Below are 15820 nucleotides of genomic sequence, written 5' to 3'. Positions count from 1 at the left end.
AAGCCGAAGACGGGGAAGCAGCCCTTTGGCAGAAGCCGCATCTTCTGCCAAAGGGCTGCTCATCCCGGCCCGACGCCCGCATCCGAAAAGGACAATCCCATGCAGCAACCCGTTCTCACACGGCGGCTGGCCGCCGCCTTGCTGGCCTGCGGCTTCGCCGCAGCCGGCAGCCTGTGCATCGCGGCACCGCAGCCACCCTCCCCGAACCAGCCCGTCACGGTCAATATCGACAACTTCACGCGAGCTGAAACGGCTTTCCAGATCGACCGGATGCTGAAAATTACCGGCGGCGTCAACCGCTGGCACCACAACCGTACCCCCACACCGATCGACCAGCAGAACGTCATCCGCATGAACCGCGACACGTTGTACAGCTTCGCGCTGGTCGACATCAGCAAGGGGGCGACGCTAACCCTGCCCGAAGCCGGCCAGCGCTACCGCTCGGTGATGGTGATCAACGAAGACCACTACATCAACCGGATCTAGCACAAGGCCGGCAGCTACCCTCTGACGCCGGCCGAGTTTGGCTCCCCCTACGTCATCGTGGCGGTGCGCACCCTGGTCAACCCGAACGACCCGGCCGACGTACAGGCCGCCAACGCACTGCAGGATCAGCTGAAGATCTCGGCGGCATCCGCCCGCCCCTACCCGCCGCCCAACTACGACAAGGCCAGCTATGAAGCGACTTACCAGCCGCTGCTCAAGCTGAGCGAAGGGCTGCCGGACTCCAAACGGACCTTCGGCAAGAAAAGCGAGGTAAGCGAGACCCGCCACCTGCTGGGCACCGCATTCGGTTGGGGCGGGCTGCCAACCTACGAGGCGGTCTACCTCACCCGCAACGCGCCCCGAAAGGCCGGCAACTACCGGCTCACCGTACGTGATGTGCCGGTCGACGCCTTCTGGTCGATCAGCATCTACAACAAGGACGGCTACTTCGAGCAGAACCCCTTCAATTCTTACAGCCTCAACAGCCTGACCGCCAAGCCCAACCTGGACGGCTCGGTCACCCTGAATTTCGGCACCGACCCGGCTGGCAAGGACAACTTCCTGTACGTGATGGACGGCTGGAACTACACCGTGCGCCTGTACCGGCCGCGCGAAACGATCCAGTCGGGGGAGTGGGCCTTCCCCGCGCCGCAGCCGGTGCCCTGAGCGCCAGCCAGGCCTTGGCACGCAGCAGGTTGCTCCTGCTGTGTGCCACCAAGCTTAGTCGGCCAGCGTCTCCGCCAGCGCGCGTAGCGCCTGATGGAAGCACTCCGCCGGCGCGTGGGTGATGCCGGCGCCGACCTGGCCGACCCCCGCCTCCTTGTGCGCGATGCCGGTGTTGATCACCGGCATGATGCCGGTGTCGACCACCTTACGCGCGTCGATACCGGCCGCGCTGCCCGCGAAGTCGAGCGACGGCAGCGTGAACGCAGGGTTCTGCCCCAGCGTGATCTCGCGCATCGCCAGCGAGTGCGCCAGCGCGTCGCTGGCCGAACCGCCGACAAAGCGCACAATGGCAGGGCTGGCCGCCATCGCGAAGCCGCCGACGCCGGCCGTCTCGGTGATCACGCTGTCGCCCAGGTCGGGTGCGGCGTCCTCCGGGCCGAAGCCGGAGAAGAACAGGCCGTGCACCACCGGCGCCGGCGCGGTGAACCAGGTGTCGCCAGTGCCGGAGAGGCGGATGCCGAAACGCACGCCGTTGCGGCCCATGCCGGTGACCATGCTGGAGCCGGGCACGCCCTCGGCGGCCATCAGCATCGCCTTGCACGCGGCCATCGACAGGTTGAGGAAGAAGTGGTCGTTGGCGGAGACGAACTCGATCGCGCGCGCCTTCAGTTCGGCGTCGATCTCCAGGCGCAGGATGGCCGGCACCAGTTTCTTCAAGAGCAGGCCGGTCGCCGCAGCGTTGCGGTTGTGCACCTCGTCGCCCATATGCAGCGCCTGCGCCATCAGGGGCTTCAGCTCGACCCCGCCCAGCGCCGCGATCGCACCGGCCAGCACCGGGGCGAGTTCGTCACGCATCCACGCGAGGCGGGCCAGCACGTCGTCCGAGTACGCGCCAAAACGCAGCACCTTGCCCAGGCCTTCGTTCAGGTTGGAGAACGTCAGGTGGCCGTGCTCGCTGTCGCGCACCACGAACACCGGCATCGACGGGCTGATGATGCCGCCCATCGGGCCGACCGCGTGGTGGTGCTGGCAAGGCTCGAAAGCCACCCGGCCACTGGCGGCGAGTTCGCGCGCCGCTTCCGGGCAGTCCGCCCAGCCTTCGAACAGGATGGCACCGACGATCGCGCCCTGCACCGGGCCGCACATCTCGCCCCAGGCGATCGGCGGGCCCGAATGCAGGATCATCTGCGCGCCCATGCCGGGCACCACCTCCTGTGCGCGCCCCATGCCGACCCACACCGGCTGGCTGGCGAGATACGCCGCGTACGCCTGCCGGTTGGCCACCTCGACGCGCGGGTCCTTGAAGAGGCGCGCAAGCGCGAGGCCGGTGTCGCGGTCGCCGGCGGCTGGCGGCTGCCACTCGGGGTGGATCACGGTGGCACCCTGCGTGCGCGCGGCATCCGCGAACGAGGCAAGGCCCAGGTTGACGATGGCGAGTTGCTCGCCGAAAAGCTTGCTCATGGCAAATCCTTCACGAAGGCGGAGCCGTGCGCGGCACGGCCCCGCGTATTTTTACAGGTCGGCGACGATGGCGCGGGCGAGCGCGACCGCTTCGGCGTTGCTCGCGGCAAGCATCACCCCCAGTTCGGCAAAGCCCGCGCACTGGCGCGCGTAACCTTGCGGGTCGGCGTCGGTACCGCACACGGTCGCGACCAGATGCAGCGGGCGGCCCGCCTCGCGCGCCATCGCGCGTGCCTCGAGCAGGGTGTCGCGCATCGCCGAGAGCGGGTCCTCGTGCGCGCCGTAACCCAGCACGATGTCGAACAGGATCACCGCGACCGAAGCGTCGCCCGCCGCGGCGAGGAAGCGCTCATTGCGCAGCCGGTGGTCGATCATCGGGTGCGGCCGGCCGCGGGTGAATTCGTCGTCGCCCAGGTCGATCAGGCAGTGGCCACTGGCCTGCCACACGTCGTCCGGCGCGGGTACGCCCTTGGCCGGCGTGTTCGAACGCAGGCCGGGCAGTGCGCCGCCGAGCATCAGCGTCGCCTCGTAGCAGAAGGTGCCACCCGAATACAGCCCGCGCAGCATGCATTGGCGGGGCGCGAGCAGACTGCGCGCGGCCCGCGCGACGCCGGCGTCGAAGGCCGACGCGCTGTCGGCCACCGCGTCGCCACGGGCACACGCGACCGCCATCTGCGCGGCACTCTGCAGCGTCGACGCGTAGTGAAGATGCGGGTGCTGCGGCAGGCGTGCGGGGTCGGCCCCCAGGAAGTTGACGATGACCGGCTTGCCGGTCGCGAGCGCGGCGTCGAGCACCTTGCGGGCGACGGCTTCTGCCGGCGGCTTGGACACCAGCACGATCACGCGGGTCGCATCGTCCTCGCCGAGCGCGCGGATGCCGGCCAGCATCGACAGCCCGCCGATCGCCTCGGCCAGGTCGTGGCCGCCGGTGCCGATCGCCTGGCTGACGCCCTCGCCCAGCCGGTCGATGAGTACGGTCACCTGCTGCAGGCCGGTACCGGAGGCGCCGACACAGCCGATGCGCCCCGGACGGCATACGTTGGCGAACGCCAGCGGCACGCCGTGGATGATGGCGGTGCCGCAGTCCGGCCCCATCACGATGCGGCCGAGCGAAGTCGCCAGTTCTTTCAGGCGACGCTCGTCCTCACCCGACACGTTGTCGGAGAACAGCATCACGTTGAGGCCGGCGCGCAGCGCCTTCTCGGCCTCGGCGGTGGCGTACTGGCCAGGCACCGAGATCAGCGCGAGGTTGCTGTCGCCCTGGCGCTCGAGCGCCATGGTCAGCGAGTTGGCCGGCAACCGTTGCGGGCCGCCGTCGCCGTCGCCGCCCTTGGCTTCCAGCGCCTGGCGCGCGGTGTCCAGCGCGCTGTCAAACGCGGCCTCGTCACCTTCGAGCGCGATCAACAGGTCGTTGGGCGCGGCCTCGGGCGCACCGGAGACCAGGCCGGCGCGCTCGAGCAGGGCGAGGTTGGCCGGCGTCGCCATCACAGCGGATGCCTGGCGGATGCCCTCGAGCTTGGCGAGGGCGGCGGAGAGCTGCATCAGCGCGACCGAATCGCGGTACTGGTTGCGCAGGATGGCAAGATGCAAGGACATGGGAGGCTCCTCGGCTGCCCCGCGCGGGGGCAGCCTGAATGCGTGTAACCGGGATGGGGGCAGATCAGGGCGCGTCGTCGGACGGGCTGGGCTGGCTGCCTTGCGTGTAGTGGAACAACAGGCAGCCGGCGCCGATCGCGAGGTAACCGATGGCAGGACCGGTGGCCATGCCAATGCCGAAGCCGGTCGAATGGATCACGCCGAAGAAGGACATCACGGCGGCGATGAAGCCGAAGATCGCGGCGTGCAGGTAGTTGCGGTCGATCACGCGGGCGACGATCGCGGCGAGCATCATGGCGACCAGGATCGCGCTGGCGCCGAGCACGGCCATACCGTCGTAGAACACGCCGCTGGCGGCCAGCTTATCGGCGCCCAGTTGCGCGACCGAAGTCCCGGCGGCGTTCAGCGTGTTGTCGATGGTGACCTTCACCCAGTCGGCCAGCCACGGGATCAGCGCGATGGCAACCGCCGGCGCGTGCGCCTTCGGCGTCTCGCGGAAGGCCTGCGACAGGATCAGCATCGCGATATACATCAGGATCGGCAGGATAGCGACGATCGGGATGATGTTGAGCAGGATGTTGATCATGCCGAAGGTGCACAGCAGCAGCATCGCCACGCCGGTCGCCCACGAGTAGCCGATACGGCCGCCGGCCTGCTTCCAGCCAGGGTGACCGATATACACCAGCGTCGGCACCACCGAGCCGAACAGCGCGCCGACCAGCGTGCCGCCTGCGGCACCGAGGCAGATCGAGCGGGCGCTGTACTTGTCGCCGGCCACTTCCGCGCTCTCGACGTTCATCAGCGTTTCCATGAACAGGTAAACGGCCAGCGGGATCGCCGACACCACGTAGGGGCCGACATTGGCGAAGCCCAGCATCAGCACGTCCAGGTGCAAGAGCGGCATGTTGAAGCCGACGGTCTGGGTGGCGGCGATCAGCGGCTCGACCTTCATGTAGCCGGTCACCCAGCCCAGGATGGTGCCGATGAAGATCGCCAGCAGGCCGGCCGGCAGCTTGAACGGCATCTTGATGTTGGCGAGCCAGCCGAACAGCAGGATGCCGAAGCAGATCAAGCCGAGCCAGGCGGCGTCGTACACGCGGAACGACGGGGTCAGCGCGATATACGACACGGCCATGCCCGCCAGCGTGCCCAGCATCGCGGCGCGCGGGGTCACGCGGCGCAGCCAGTCACCGACGAAGGCGCCGACCGCGACCACGATGCCGTGCACGAAGGTCCACGCCATCGCGATACCCCACGCCAGCTTGGCGTCGCCGGTCTTGGCGATGATGGGCATCATGATCGCGAAGGTCACGATGAAGTAGTGCGGCACCGACAGGCCGTAGGGCAGCGCGGTGACGCTGTCGCGTCCTTCCTTCTTGCCGAGTTTCCACGCCTGCCAGGCGAGGAAGATGTTGCCGAAGGCCAGCGTGACGCCGAAGCCCGGTACGATGCCCTGCCAGACGATGTCGCCCGGCAGCGCCAGCACCACCGACAGCAGGAACACGGCGGTCAGCGTGTTGGCCAGCGAGTTGCTGAACAGGCCGAAAAAGCCGTCCAGGTCGCCGCGGCTCCACAGCCGCGGCCCGTTGCCGGCGTGGCCGGCGTTCGGGGTTGTTGCACTCATGTTCGGATTCCTGATGGGTATTTGGGTAAAAGCTTTGCCTGTCCTTCACCGGCGCACCCGGGCATCCGTGGGGTTTATGAAATCAGTGCGCGGCCTCCTCGCACGGTCCGCTCTGCGGGCAGTAGCGGAACAGCCAGCACAGCAGCGCGACCAGCACATAGGCGCCGGCCAGCTGCGGGCTGACCGCCCAGCCGATGGCTGGTCCGTGGATGAAGCCGAAGAAACTCAGTACGGCACCGGAGAGCGCGTAGCCGGCCGCGTGCATGAAGCGGCGGTCGATCAGGAACACGGTGACCGCACCGAACAGCAGGCCGCTGATGATCGCGCCCTGCCCCAGCCGGAACATGCCCTCGTACAGGATGCCGCGCTGGGCAAGCTCGCTCCCCAGCGTGGCGGCACTCGCGCCGGCCGCGTCGAGGCTGCCGTCGACCAGGGTCAGTCCCCAGGCGGCGAAGTGCGGCACCATCGCGAACACGATGGCCGGCGCGTAGCGGCTGGCGTTGGTCTGGAACGCCTGCGCGGCGACCAGCAGGCTCACATAAAGCAGGATGGGCAGCACCGCCGGCAGCGGGATCAGCGAGAGCAGCACCGGCACCACGCCCAGCAGGCAGACGGCGAGGATCAGCACGCCGGTCGCCAGCGAGTAACCGATGCGCCCGCCCGCCTGCTTCCAGCCGGGGTGGCCGATGTATACGGCGTTGGCGAACGGGCTGCCCAGCAAGGTGCCGACCAGGCTGGTGCAACCCAGCGCCACCAGCACCTTGCGCAGCGGGTAGCTGTCGCCGCCCTTCTCCGCGCTCTCGACGTTGTTCATCGCCTCGATGAAGTCGTAGACGCCGAACGGAATCGCGGTCACCAACAGCGGCCAGACGTTCTCCAGCCCGGACAGGATGGCCAGCGGCTGCAGCATCGGCAGGTGGAAGCCGACATGCGCGAAGGCCTGGCCGATGCCGGAGAGCTGCAACTGGCCGTCGACCAGCGCGATGAGCACGCCGACCACCACCGCGACCAGCGCGGCGGGCAGCCCCAGCGGAAAGCGCACGCCGGCGAACCAGCCACCGAGGATGATCACCAGCGCAGGCAGGCCGATCCACGGGTTCATGAAGATTTCCATCATCGGCTTGAGCGAGATGAAGGCGATCGATACCCCGGCCAATGTGCCCAGCAGCGCGGCGCTCGGGGTCAGCCGGCGGATCGCCGGCGCGACAAAGGAGCCGGCGAGGATGACCAGGCCTTCGAGGAAGACCCAGGCCACGCCAGCGTGCCAGGCCAGGATAGGGTCACCGGTCGAGATCTTGACCGGCAGCATCACCACCATCACCACGATGAACATATGCGGCACGCTGGCGCCGGACGGCAGGGCGGTGACGTCGCTGCGGCCGGTACTGTGCGCCAGCTCGCGCGCAAGGTAGGCGTAGTAGACGTTGGTCAGGCACAGCATCACGCCGACCGCAGGGAGGATGCGGCCGAATACCAGCTCGGCCGGCACCTCGACCACGCCGAGCAGCAGGCCGGTGAGCACCAGCAGGTTGAGCAGGTTGTTGGTGCCGAGCCCGAACAGCGCGTTCAGGTCGCCGGCCACCCACCAGCGCGGGGAATAGGGGGCACCGCCCGGGGTCGGGCATGGGCTTGGCTGGGTCTGCGCTTTCATGTTCAAACGGCCTTGCTCGGATGCGATGGCGGCAAGTCTAGCGGCGGGTCAAGCCGGAAAAACTTGATGTCGGTCAAAGTGCGGCGGCCGCTGCAAAAACTTGCAACGGCCGCCGCGTTTCGATCAAAAATTTTGCACGGGGCGTCAGAAAGCCTCGCTGCCGGAGAGCCAGCACGCGGTAAATTGCGGGTCGGACAGCCGCTCGACCAGCGCCGCCAGCACCTTGCCGCGGTGCCGGCGGTGCCAGGCTGCCATGATCGGCGTCGGCGGTTTGGGCGAGGAGACATTGCGGCGCACCAGCTGGCCGCGGCGCAAGGCGCCTGCACACAGGTGGCGCGGCATGAAACTGACGCCAACGCCGGCGACCAGCATCTTCAGCTTGCTCGCCGAGTCGGGCACGTAGATCACCTTCTGCCCCTTGATCAGCCAGGTTTCCTTCTTGGACAGGCTCATCGCGGTGTCCATCACCGAGATCGCAGGGTAGACGGCCAGCTCGCGGCTGCCGAGCACGCCGTCGCACGCGGCCAGCGGATGGCGCGGGCTCAGCACGAAGTCCCAGTGCACCTCGCCCATCGGCAGGCAGCGCAGATCCGCCCCTTGCGGCAAGGCGTTCGGCGCGCCCAGCGCCAGGTCGACGCGCCTGTCGAGCAGCGCGTCCCACACGCCGTTGTACACCTCGGTCCGGTACGACTGCTGGCAGGCGGGGAAGCGCTGCTGCAGGTCGGCCGCGAGTTCGGCCAACGGCTCGTCGTTGAGCAGGTTGTTCAGGCCGACGCGCAGCTGCTGTTCGACGCCGCCGTGCAGCTGCGAGATGTCGGACTGCAGGGTCTCCAGGTCGCGCAGGATCTCGCGTGCTCGCTCGAGAAAGTAGTGGCCCTCGACGGTCAGCTCGACCTGCTTGCCCTCGCGGTTGAACAGCTGGGTGCCGATATTCTCCTCGAGCTTGCGCACGGTGTAGCTGATCGCCGACGGCACCTTGTGCAGCCGTTCGGCGGCCGCGGTAAAGCTGCGGTAGCGGGCGACCGTTTCCACCACCCGCAGCGCTTCGGTCTGGATGATCATCCTCGTCCCCCACGGTTCTGCTAAGGGCGCAATCATAAGCGATCACTCACACTCTGCCGAGCGTTCAAAAATTTTGCTGCGTCAGTAAGACGTGCTGCAATTTCCTTCGCCAGGCGCCGCCGCCGGCAGGGCTAAACTTTTGCCATTGCCTGTCCTGCACCGGAGAGCCCGGCTGCCCGTCCAGAATTGCCCGCCAGCAGGCGGCGCCCGAATACAGAAATGGAGATGAGCATGACCCTGAAGACGATCAAGGCCGAACCGTACGAACTGGAATTCGACCCCAGCCGCACCGCGCTGGTGATGATCGACATGCAGCGCGACTTCGTAGAACCGGGCGGCTTCGGCGAGATGCTCGGCAACGACGTGTCGCTGCTGCGCTCGACCATCGAACCCTGCCAGCGCCTGCTCGCCGCCGCACGCGCGGCCGGCCTCTTCGTCGTCCACACCCGCGAAGGCCACCGCCCCGACCTGAGCGACTGCCCGCCGGCCAAGCGCCTGCGCGGCGGCCTCGAATGCGGCATCGGCGACAAGGGCCCGATGGGCCGCATCCTGGTGCGCGGCGAATACGGCCACGACATCATCCCCGAGCTCTACCCGGTCGACGGCGAGCCGGTGATCGACAAGCCGGGCAAGGGCGCGTTCTTCGCGACCGACCTCGATCTGTTGCTGCGCAACCGCGAGATCCAGACGCTGATCGTGTGCGGCGTGACCGCCGAAGTCTGCGTGCACACCACCGTGCGCGAGGCGAACGACCGCGGCTACGAGTGCGTGGTTCCGTCCGACTGCGTCGCCAGCTACTTCCCGGAGTTCTACCGGGTCGCGCTGGAGATGATCAAGGCGCAAGGCGGCATCTTCGGCTGGGTCAGCGATGCGGACCATGTCATCGAAGCGCTCGCCGACTGAGCGGCCGCAAGCCGAGGCGGCCGGCCCGCTCGCGCCGCCTTGCGGCGGCGCGGGCCGGGTGCACAGCGTGTTTGCCCGTTGCTGCAATATCGAGCTTGCCGGGCATGCGCTGCTGTTGCCGCTACTCGACGCCCGGCTCACCCCGCAACCGCATGCGTGGACGCTGCGTCTGCCCGCCGGCAGCGACTGCCGCGACTGGTTCAGCCCCGACACGCCCGTCACGCTGGACGGCAGCGGCCTTGCCGTCGGCCCCCTGCACCTGCCCTGCCCCGCCACCCGCCTGACGGAGCAGACCTTCCGGGCCCCCGCCCGCCACGCCACGCCCGGCCAGCTAGCCATCCTGCTGCCGCAGCTGGCCCTCGCCATCGAACGCGCCGCCCGCTCGCGCCCCGCACACGAATGGCACGCCGCCCACCCCTGGCTGGCCGCCCCGCGCGCAGCGTATCAAGGCGCGCTGACAAACCCGGACCGCTTGCCACAAACGACCGCCGCACTGGTCGGGCTGGGCTGCGGACTGACGCCGGCCGGCGACGACCTGCTGTGCGGCAGCCTCGCCGTGCTCGCCTGGCGCGCACCCGCGCTGTTTGCCCGGGCCGCTTCGGTCATCCGGCCACAGTTGTCCGCCACCTCGCGGGTCAGCCGCGACTACCTGCACCTCGCCTGCCAGGCACTCTTCAGCCCGCTGCTGGCCACCTTGCTTGACGCACTCGCCGACGACGACGCCACACAGGCGCGGCACGCGCTGACCGCGCTGCTCGCGCACGGCTCTAGCTCCGGCCTGGATACGGCCATCGGCGTGCTCGACACCCTTGACGCGCTCGGCGTGCCCGCACGGCTCGCCGCCTGACCCGACCGACCGCTTGCGCTATGCTGTGCAGCATGCCCGAGCTGATCGACACCCACTGCCATCTGGACGCCGCCGAATTTGATGGCACGCAGGGTGCCGTCGTCGGCCGCGCGCGCGCGGCGGGCGTCGCGCAGATCGTGGTGCCGGCGGTTGCCGCCGACAACTTCGACGCGGTGCTGGCGCTACGCAGCCGTTACGGCTGCCCGGTCGCGCTTGGCCTGCATCCGATCTACCTCAACCAGCACACCGCTGCGCACCTGGCGCTGCTCGACAACTTGCTCGAGGCCGAACGGCCGGTCGCCGTCGGCGAGATCGGCCTCGACTTCTGGCAAGAGGGACTGGACCCGGCGCAGCAGGAGGCGCTGCTGGCCGCCCAGTTGAAGCTCGCCCGCCGCCACGACCTGCCGGTGCTGCTGCACGTGCGCCGCGCGCAGGACCGCGTGCTCAAATACCTGCGCCAGTACCCGGTGCCGGGCGGTATCGCCCACGCCTTCAACGGCAGCGTGCAGCAGGCCGAGGCGTTCATCGCGCTGGGTTTCTGCCTGGGGTTCGGCGGCGCGATGAGCTATAGCGGCTCGACGCGCATCCGCCAGCTCGCCGCGACGCTGCCGCTGGATGCACTGGTGCTGGAGACCGACGCGCCGGACATGCGCCCGGAGTGGGCACAGGGCGTGCCGAACGAGCCGGCCAACGTCGCGCACTACGCCACGCTGCTCGCAAGCCTGCGCGGCGTCCCGCTGGACACCATTGCCGAGATCACCTCACAGAATGCAAAACGGGTGCTGCGGCTCTCCGCCGCAGCACCCGTCGACTTAGGCAAACCGGTTTAGCCGGCCTTGGCAGGCTGGGCAGGCTTGGCCGGCGCAGCCTTGGCCGGTGCCGCCTGCTTGGCAGGCTTCACTTTCTTGGCAGGTACGGCTGCGGCCGGCGCGGCAGCCGGTGCCGGCTGGGCGCTGACCGCACGGTAGGGCTTGACCTCGATGGACGAGAAGTCGTAACCCGGCGCAGCCGCGTACTGGGTCGCGCACGCGCCCGCTTCTTCGTCACGCGCCGGGTCGGCGAAGTCGTAGCGTTCGATCGGCTTGATCTTGAGCGTTTCCAGCAGTCGCCCGGACGACGCAAGCACCCGCGCCTGCGCGAGCAGGATGTCCTGCTCGGCGTTCAGCTGCGCACGCTTGGCGTCGTAGAGTTCGTTCTCGCTGTCTAGCAGGTCGAGCAGGGTGCGCTGGCCGATGTCGAACTGCGCACGGTAGGCGTCGCGTGCCTTTTCGGTCGACAGGCGGTGCTGGCGCAGGTAGGCCATCTGCTCTTCGAGCTTGCGGGTGTCGTTGTGCGCGATGCGCAGGGTCTGGCGCAGGTCCACGCACGCCTTGTCGCGCAGGTCGAGCGCAGCGTTCAGGCGCTCGGCCGCCACGCCGAGCCGCGCGCGGTCGGCACCGCCACGGAACAGGTTGACGTTCAGGATCAGGTCGACCGCGTTACGCTTGTTGCGGCCGTCGGAGCCGTCGAGGTTGTCGCCGTGCGCGGTGCTCGCGCGCAAATCCAGTGTCGGCGAGAAGGCGCCCTTGCGCACGTTGACGTCGGCACGCGACGCGCGCACTTCTTCCAGCGCGGCGAGGTAGCCCGGGCTGGTCTTCAGCGCGGCGGAGATCAGCTCGCCATCCTTGGGCAGTTGCGCCTTCAGCGAGGCCGGCTCGCTCATCTGCAAGCCAGGCTCCTCACCGGTCAGCCGCGCGTAGCGCGCCGAGACGTCGCCGAGGTTGGACAGCTCGGTCACCAGGTTGGACTTGGCGAGCGCCAGGCGGCCGGCCGCCTGCTCGAGGTCGACCCGGCGGCCGACGCCGGCCTGCACCTTGTCCTGCAGCTGGTTGTAGATCGCCTGGTGGGTCGCGTAATTGTCCTGCGCGTAGGCGACCAGCTGGCGGTAGCGCTGCACGTCGACATAGGCGCGGGCGGCTTCCAGCGCCTGAACCTCGGTCGCGGCGAGGAAGCGGAAGTACTTGGCACGCTGCGCGTAGTCGAGCTGGCGCACCAGGTTCTGCGTCTGCAGGCCCTGGAACAGGTTCTGAGTCAGGTTCAGGCTCCAGCCCTTGCTGGTCAGGCTGACGGTCTTTTCCGGGCCGCCCGACTGTGTCGCGTCCTCGGTGGTCTTGCTCTTGCCCCAGTCATAGCCGAGGTCCAGCGTCGGCAGGTAGCCGGCGCGGCCGATGCCCTGCTCCTCGCTCGCCGCTCGGAACTCATGCCAGCTAAAGCGCACTTCCGGGTTGTTCAGCACGGTCTTCTCGACCGCCTCACCGAGCGTCACCGCGCCCGCGAAATGGGTGAGACCAACCCCGAGCGCCCCCAGAACAGCCAGCGTCAACTTCTTCATGATTTCCTCCGCGCAGCAATGCAGCTTGAACCCGACATTTGAAAGAAAATGCAACGTCACTTAATGACGAAATTGTACACATAAGCACGGCGGATTTGTATAGCATAGTATCAATTGTTTATTTACAACGCCTGCCATGGCTTTTTCCCAACACCTAGCCCGACTGTCCGCCCTGCTCGCAGCCTGCGTGCTAGCGGCACTGGTCGTGGCCGTCGAGGTGCCGGGCGAACGGGCGGTGCAGCGCTACGGCCCGCAAGCCGTCTCGCTGTATCGGGAATGGCGCTCGCTACTGGTCTCGCTGGCCGGGCAGGACGAGCGCGCGCAACTGCTGGCCGTCAACCAGTTCTTCAACCGCAAGATCCGCTTTGCCGAGGACCGCGACGTGTGGGGAGAAAGCGACTACTGGGCCACGCCGTTCGAGCTGTTCGGCAAGGGCGCGGGCGACTGCGAGGACTTCACGATCGGCAAATACATGTCCTTGCGCTTGGTCGGCGTCTCGCCGGACAAGCTGCGGCTGACCTATGTACGCGCGCGCATCGGCGACGCCAACAGCCGGGTCAGCCAGGCGCATATGGTGCTGGCCTACTACCCGCAGCCCAACGCGGAGCCGCTGATTCTAGACAACCTGGTCGGATCCCTGCTGCCCGCCTCGCAACGGGACGACCTGACCCCCGTGTTCAGCTTTAACGCCGGCGCGCTATGGGTCGGCAACCAGAGCAGCAATGTCGACCGCCTCACCCGCTGGCGGCAGTTGCTCGACCGCATGAAAAAGGATGGATTGAACCCATGATCGATTCCGCTACTGCCGCATCCGGCACCCCTCTACCGCAAGCGGCAGCCGGTCCTGCCCGCCGCACCCTGTCGCTGATCCAGCGGCTGTGGCTGCTGCTGGTGATGATCGTGGTGCTGGCCACCGGCGCCGCGCTGGCGACCAACCTGCTCGGCGCCCGCGCCTACCTCGAACAGCAACTGGAAGCGCAGGGCACGGAAACCGCCAACGCGCTCGCGCTGATGATCACCCAGGCCGAGGCCGACCAGGCCGCGGCCGAGACACTGATCAACGCAAGCTTCGACCTCGGCCATTTCAGCCGCATCGTCTGGCGCGACAACCAGGGTCGGGTGCTGGTGCAGCGGGAAAACAGGGACATCGCCCAGAGCGTGCCGGCCTGGTTCCGCCAGTTGCTGCCGATCCGCCCGCGTAGCGGCGAGGCCAGCCTGACCCGAGGCTGGCAGCAGGCGGGCGTGCTACAGGTCACTTCGGACGCCGGTTACGCCTACCTGTCCTTGTGGCAGAGCGCCTGGCAGACGCTGTTCGCGCTGTTCGGCGTGGTGGCCGTAGCCGGACTGCTGGGTTCGCTCGACATCCGCCGCATCCGCCGCCAGCTAGACAGCGTGGTCGGCCAAGCGCGTGCACTGGGCGAACGCCGCTTTGTCCGCCTGCCCGTCCCCGCCATCCCCGAACTGGCTCGCGTCACCGCCAGCATGAACCAGATGGTCGAGCGGCTGCAGGCCTTCCTCGTGCAACAGGCGGAAGAATTGTCTGCCCTCAAGCGCGACCAGGACCGCGACCCGGCCACCGGCCTCGTCAACCGCACCCTGCTCGAGCGCGCCCACCACGCCCAGGCGCAGGCAGATGCGCAAGGCAGCGCCGGCCAGTTGCTGCTGGTGCGCGTCACCGACCTTGCCGCACTGAACGGCCGCTTGGGCGCACCGGCGGTCGACCGTCTGCTCGGCCGGCTGGCGGATGACCTCGCCACGCTCGCCCGCCCGCTGAAGGGTGCACTGGCCGTCCGCCTGCGCGGTGCCGACTTCGCGCTGTACGGGCCGGCGCTCGATACCGCAGCCGCCGACGCCCTGGCCGCACAGTTGCTGGAGCAGTTGTCCGCCTACCCGCAAATGGGGCTGACCGACCAGGCCGACGTCGCCCATGTCGGCGCCACTTCGTTCTCCCCGCAGGACAGGCTGGCCGACATGCTCGCCCGCGCCGACCTCGCGCTGTCCGAGGCGGCAGCCGGCCACCGCCAGCGAGCCCGCCACGAGCAGCATGCTGTCGCCGCCAGCCAGCAGGACTGGCGCACGCTGATCGACGCCGCCTGCACTGGGGACAGGCTCGCGCTGCAGTACTACCCGGTGTGCCAGGCCGACGGCCAGACGTTGTGGTTGGAGGGGATGCTGTACTTGCCGGCAGACGGGAAGACGCCGCGCGTCAACGCGCTGCAACTGGTGTCGCAGGCGCTGCAGTTGCGCATCACCGACCGGATCGACCTCGCCGCCGTCCGCCTCGCCGCCGTCAAGGCACGCCAGACGCGTACCGCGGTCAACCTGACTGCCGCCTCGCTGGCGGCGCCGGGCTTTGCCGAAGCGCTCGCGCAGGCCGTCAGCGACGTCCCGGCCGGCCGGCTGAACCTGGAAGTCAACGAACTGATGCTGGGCGAACACTGGGAAGCCTTCTGCGCGCTCTGCCGCCACATGAAGCCACTGCAGCACGGCGTCGCGGTCGAGATCAGCGGCAACGACCTGGGGCTGGTCGCACGGCTGGGCGAAGTCGGCCTCGACTATCTGGTGCTCGAACCCCTGCTCACCCGCGACATCCACCGCGACAGCGGCCGCCAGGCCGTCGTGCGCGGCCTGCTGCAGATGGCGAACCTGCTCGGCGTACGGCTGATCGCCAAGGGCATCAGCGACACCGAAGACGCGAAAGCGCTCGCTGCGCTGGGCATCTGGGGGATGACCGGCTCGGCCATCGGGACGGCCCAGCCTTGAATGGCAGGCGCGCACCCGGTGCGCGCCACACCCCCTCCAGCATCCGGCGGCTGGCCGACTGCCAGACGAGCGGGAACGGGTAACAGCTAACCGAGGCGGGCTGGCCATTGCACAAGGCCTAACTAGACCGCAGCGCGGTTGGCCTGAGCCGAACGCCGCAACAACGCCAAAAGGGCGTGTCCTGATGGACACGCCCTTTTTGTTTATCTGCGTGGGGAATGCGGGAAGGCACACGGCAAAGGTGCCGACGCCGGCGCTGTTGGCCCGGAAACCAAACCCCAGGCATGCGGGGCGATGCGGAAGAATGCGCGCGGCAGATGTATTGGCTGCGCGCACAAAGCAAAACCCCCGACTCATGGAGTCGGGGGTCTGCGGATGGGGCGTCTGGCG

13 protein-coding genes are annotated in these 15820 nt (G+C 68.4%); 7 read left to right on the top strand and 6 right to left on the bottom strand.

Features of this window, described 5'->3' with window-relative positions; genetic code table 11:
• Positions 1-99 precede the first annotated feature (99 nt).
• Together E5K04_RS16745 and E5K04_RS16740 are read left to right on the top strand one after the other, a co-directional pair.
• A complete protein-coding gene (locus E5K04_RS16745; protein WP_205700316.1) occupies positions 100-486 on the top strand; it encodes a DUF1254 domain-containing protein in 387 nt (128 codons plus the stop codon).
• Between the two features lie 57 nt (positions 487-543).
• Entirely contained in the window at positions 544-1152 is a 609-nt protein-coding gene (locus E5K04_RS16740) for a DUF1214 domain-containing protein (RefSeq protein WP_205700315.1), read from the top strand.
• Between the two features lie 54 nt (positions 1153-1206).
• On the opposite strand, the gene E5K04_RS07265 is transcribed toward E5K04_RS16740, so the two are convergent.
• The 5 genes from E5K04_RS07265 to E5K04_RS07245 all read right to left on the bottom strand — a co-directional run bounded on the left by E5K04_RS07265 (position 1207) and on the right by E5K04_RS07245 (position 8546).
• Positions 1207-2613 carry a YlbE family protein gene (locus tag E5K04_RS07265; protein ID WP_136552492.1) on the bottom strand — a complete coding sequence of 469 codons (1407 nt, stop codon included), beginning with the start codon at positions 2611-2613 and terminating at the stop codon, positions 1207-1209.
• Between the two features lie 51 nt (positions 2614-2664).
• Positions 2665-4209 (bottom strand): acyl-CoA synthetase FdrA, encoded by a 1545-nt coding sequence (gene fdrA, locus E5K04_RS07260; RefSeq protein WP_136552489.1) that lies wholly within the window; start codon positions 4207-4209, stop codon positions 2665-2667.
• 64 nt (positions 4210-4273) lie between these two features.
• On the bottom strand, positions 4274-5833 hold the full coding sequence (locus tag E5K04_RS07255) for a xanthine permease (RefSeq protein ID WP_136552487.1): 1560 nt from the start codon (positions 5831-5833) through the stop codon (positions 4274-4276).
• 82 nt (positions 5834-5915) lie between these two features.
• Positions 5916-7484 carry a regulator gene (locus tag E5K04_RS07250; protein ID WP_136552484.1) on the bottom strand — a complete coding sequence of 523 codons (1569 nt, stop codon included), beginning with the start codon at positions 7482-7484 and terminating at the stop codon, positions 5916-5918.
• Positions 7485-7628: 144 nt separating this feature from the next.
• A complete protein-coding gene (locus E5K04_RS07245) occupies positions 7629-8546 on the bottom strand; it encodes a LysR substrate-binding domain-containing protein (RefSeq protein WP_168929179.1) in 918 nt (305 codons plus the stop codon).
• 231 nt (positions 8547-8777) lie between these two features.
• Here E5K04_RS07245 and E5K04_RS07240 point away from each other — a divergent pair, with 231 nt between their 5' ends.
• Genes E5K04_RS07240 through E5K04_RS07230 form a run of 3 tightly spaced genes read left to right on the top strand, consistent with a single transcriptional unit; the run spans position 8778 to position 11126 of the window.
• Positions 8778-9449, top strand: a complete 672-nt coding sequence (locus E5K04_RS07240; RefSeq protein WP_136552479.1) for a cysteine hydrolase family protein — start codon at positions 8778-8780, stop codon at positions 9447-9449.
• Positions 9424-10296: an oxamate carbamoyltransferase subunit AllH family protein gene (locus tag E5K04_RS07235; RefSeq protein ID WP_168929178.1), complete on the top strand. Its 873-nt coding sequence runs from the start codon at positions 9424-9426 to the stop codon at positions 10294-10296. The genes E5K04_RS07240 and E5K04_RS07235 overlap by 26 nt, the downstream gene beginning before the upstream one ends.
• Before the next feature lie 32 nt (positions 10297-10328).
• A complete protein-coding gene (locus E5K04_RS07230; protein ID WP_235844304.1) occupies positions 10329-11126 on the top strand; it encodes a TatD family hydrolase in 798 nt (265 codons plus the stop codon).
• Here E5K04_RS07230 and E5K04_RS07225 read toward each other — a convergent pair.
• Complete coding sequence (locus E5K04_RS07225; RefSeq protein WP_136552472.1) at positions 11123-12667, bottom strand: TolC family outer membrane protein; 1545 nt, start codon at positions 12665-12667, stop codon at positions 11123-11125. The two genes, E5K04_RS07230 and E5K04_RS07225, sit on opposite strands and share 4 nt — an antisense overlap.
• A gap of 136 nt (positions 12668-12803) precedes the next feature.
• Here E5K04_RS07225 and E5K04_RS07220 point away from each other — a divergent pair, with 136 nt between their 5' ends.
• Both E5K04_RS07220 and E5K04_RS07215 read left to right on the top strand, forming a co-directional pair.
• Complete coding sequence (locus tag E5K04_RS07220) at positions 12804-13457, top strand: transglutaminase-like cysteine peptidase (RefSeq protein ID WP_136552470.1); 654 nt, start codon at positions 12804-12806, stop codon at positions 13455-13457.
• Positions 13454-15430 (top strand): bifunctional diguanylate cyclase/phosphodiesterase, encoded by a 1977-nt coding sequence (locus E5K04_RS07215; protein WP_168929177.1) that lies wholly within the window; start codon positions 13454-13456, stop codon positions 15428-15430. The genes E5K04_RS07220 and E5K04_RS07215 overlap by 4 nt, the downstream gene beginning before the upstream one ends.
• Positions 15431-15820 lie beyond the last annotated feature (390 nt).

The organism is Crenobacter intestini (assembly GCF_004919095.1).
Lineage (GTDB): Bacteria > Pseudomonadota > Gammaproteobacteria > Burkholderiales > Chromobacteriaceae > Craterilacuibacter > Craterilacuibacter intestini.
Note: the sequence above shows the minus strand (reverse complement) of the source record. Positions and strands in the feature narration are given on the sequence as shown.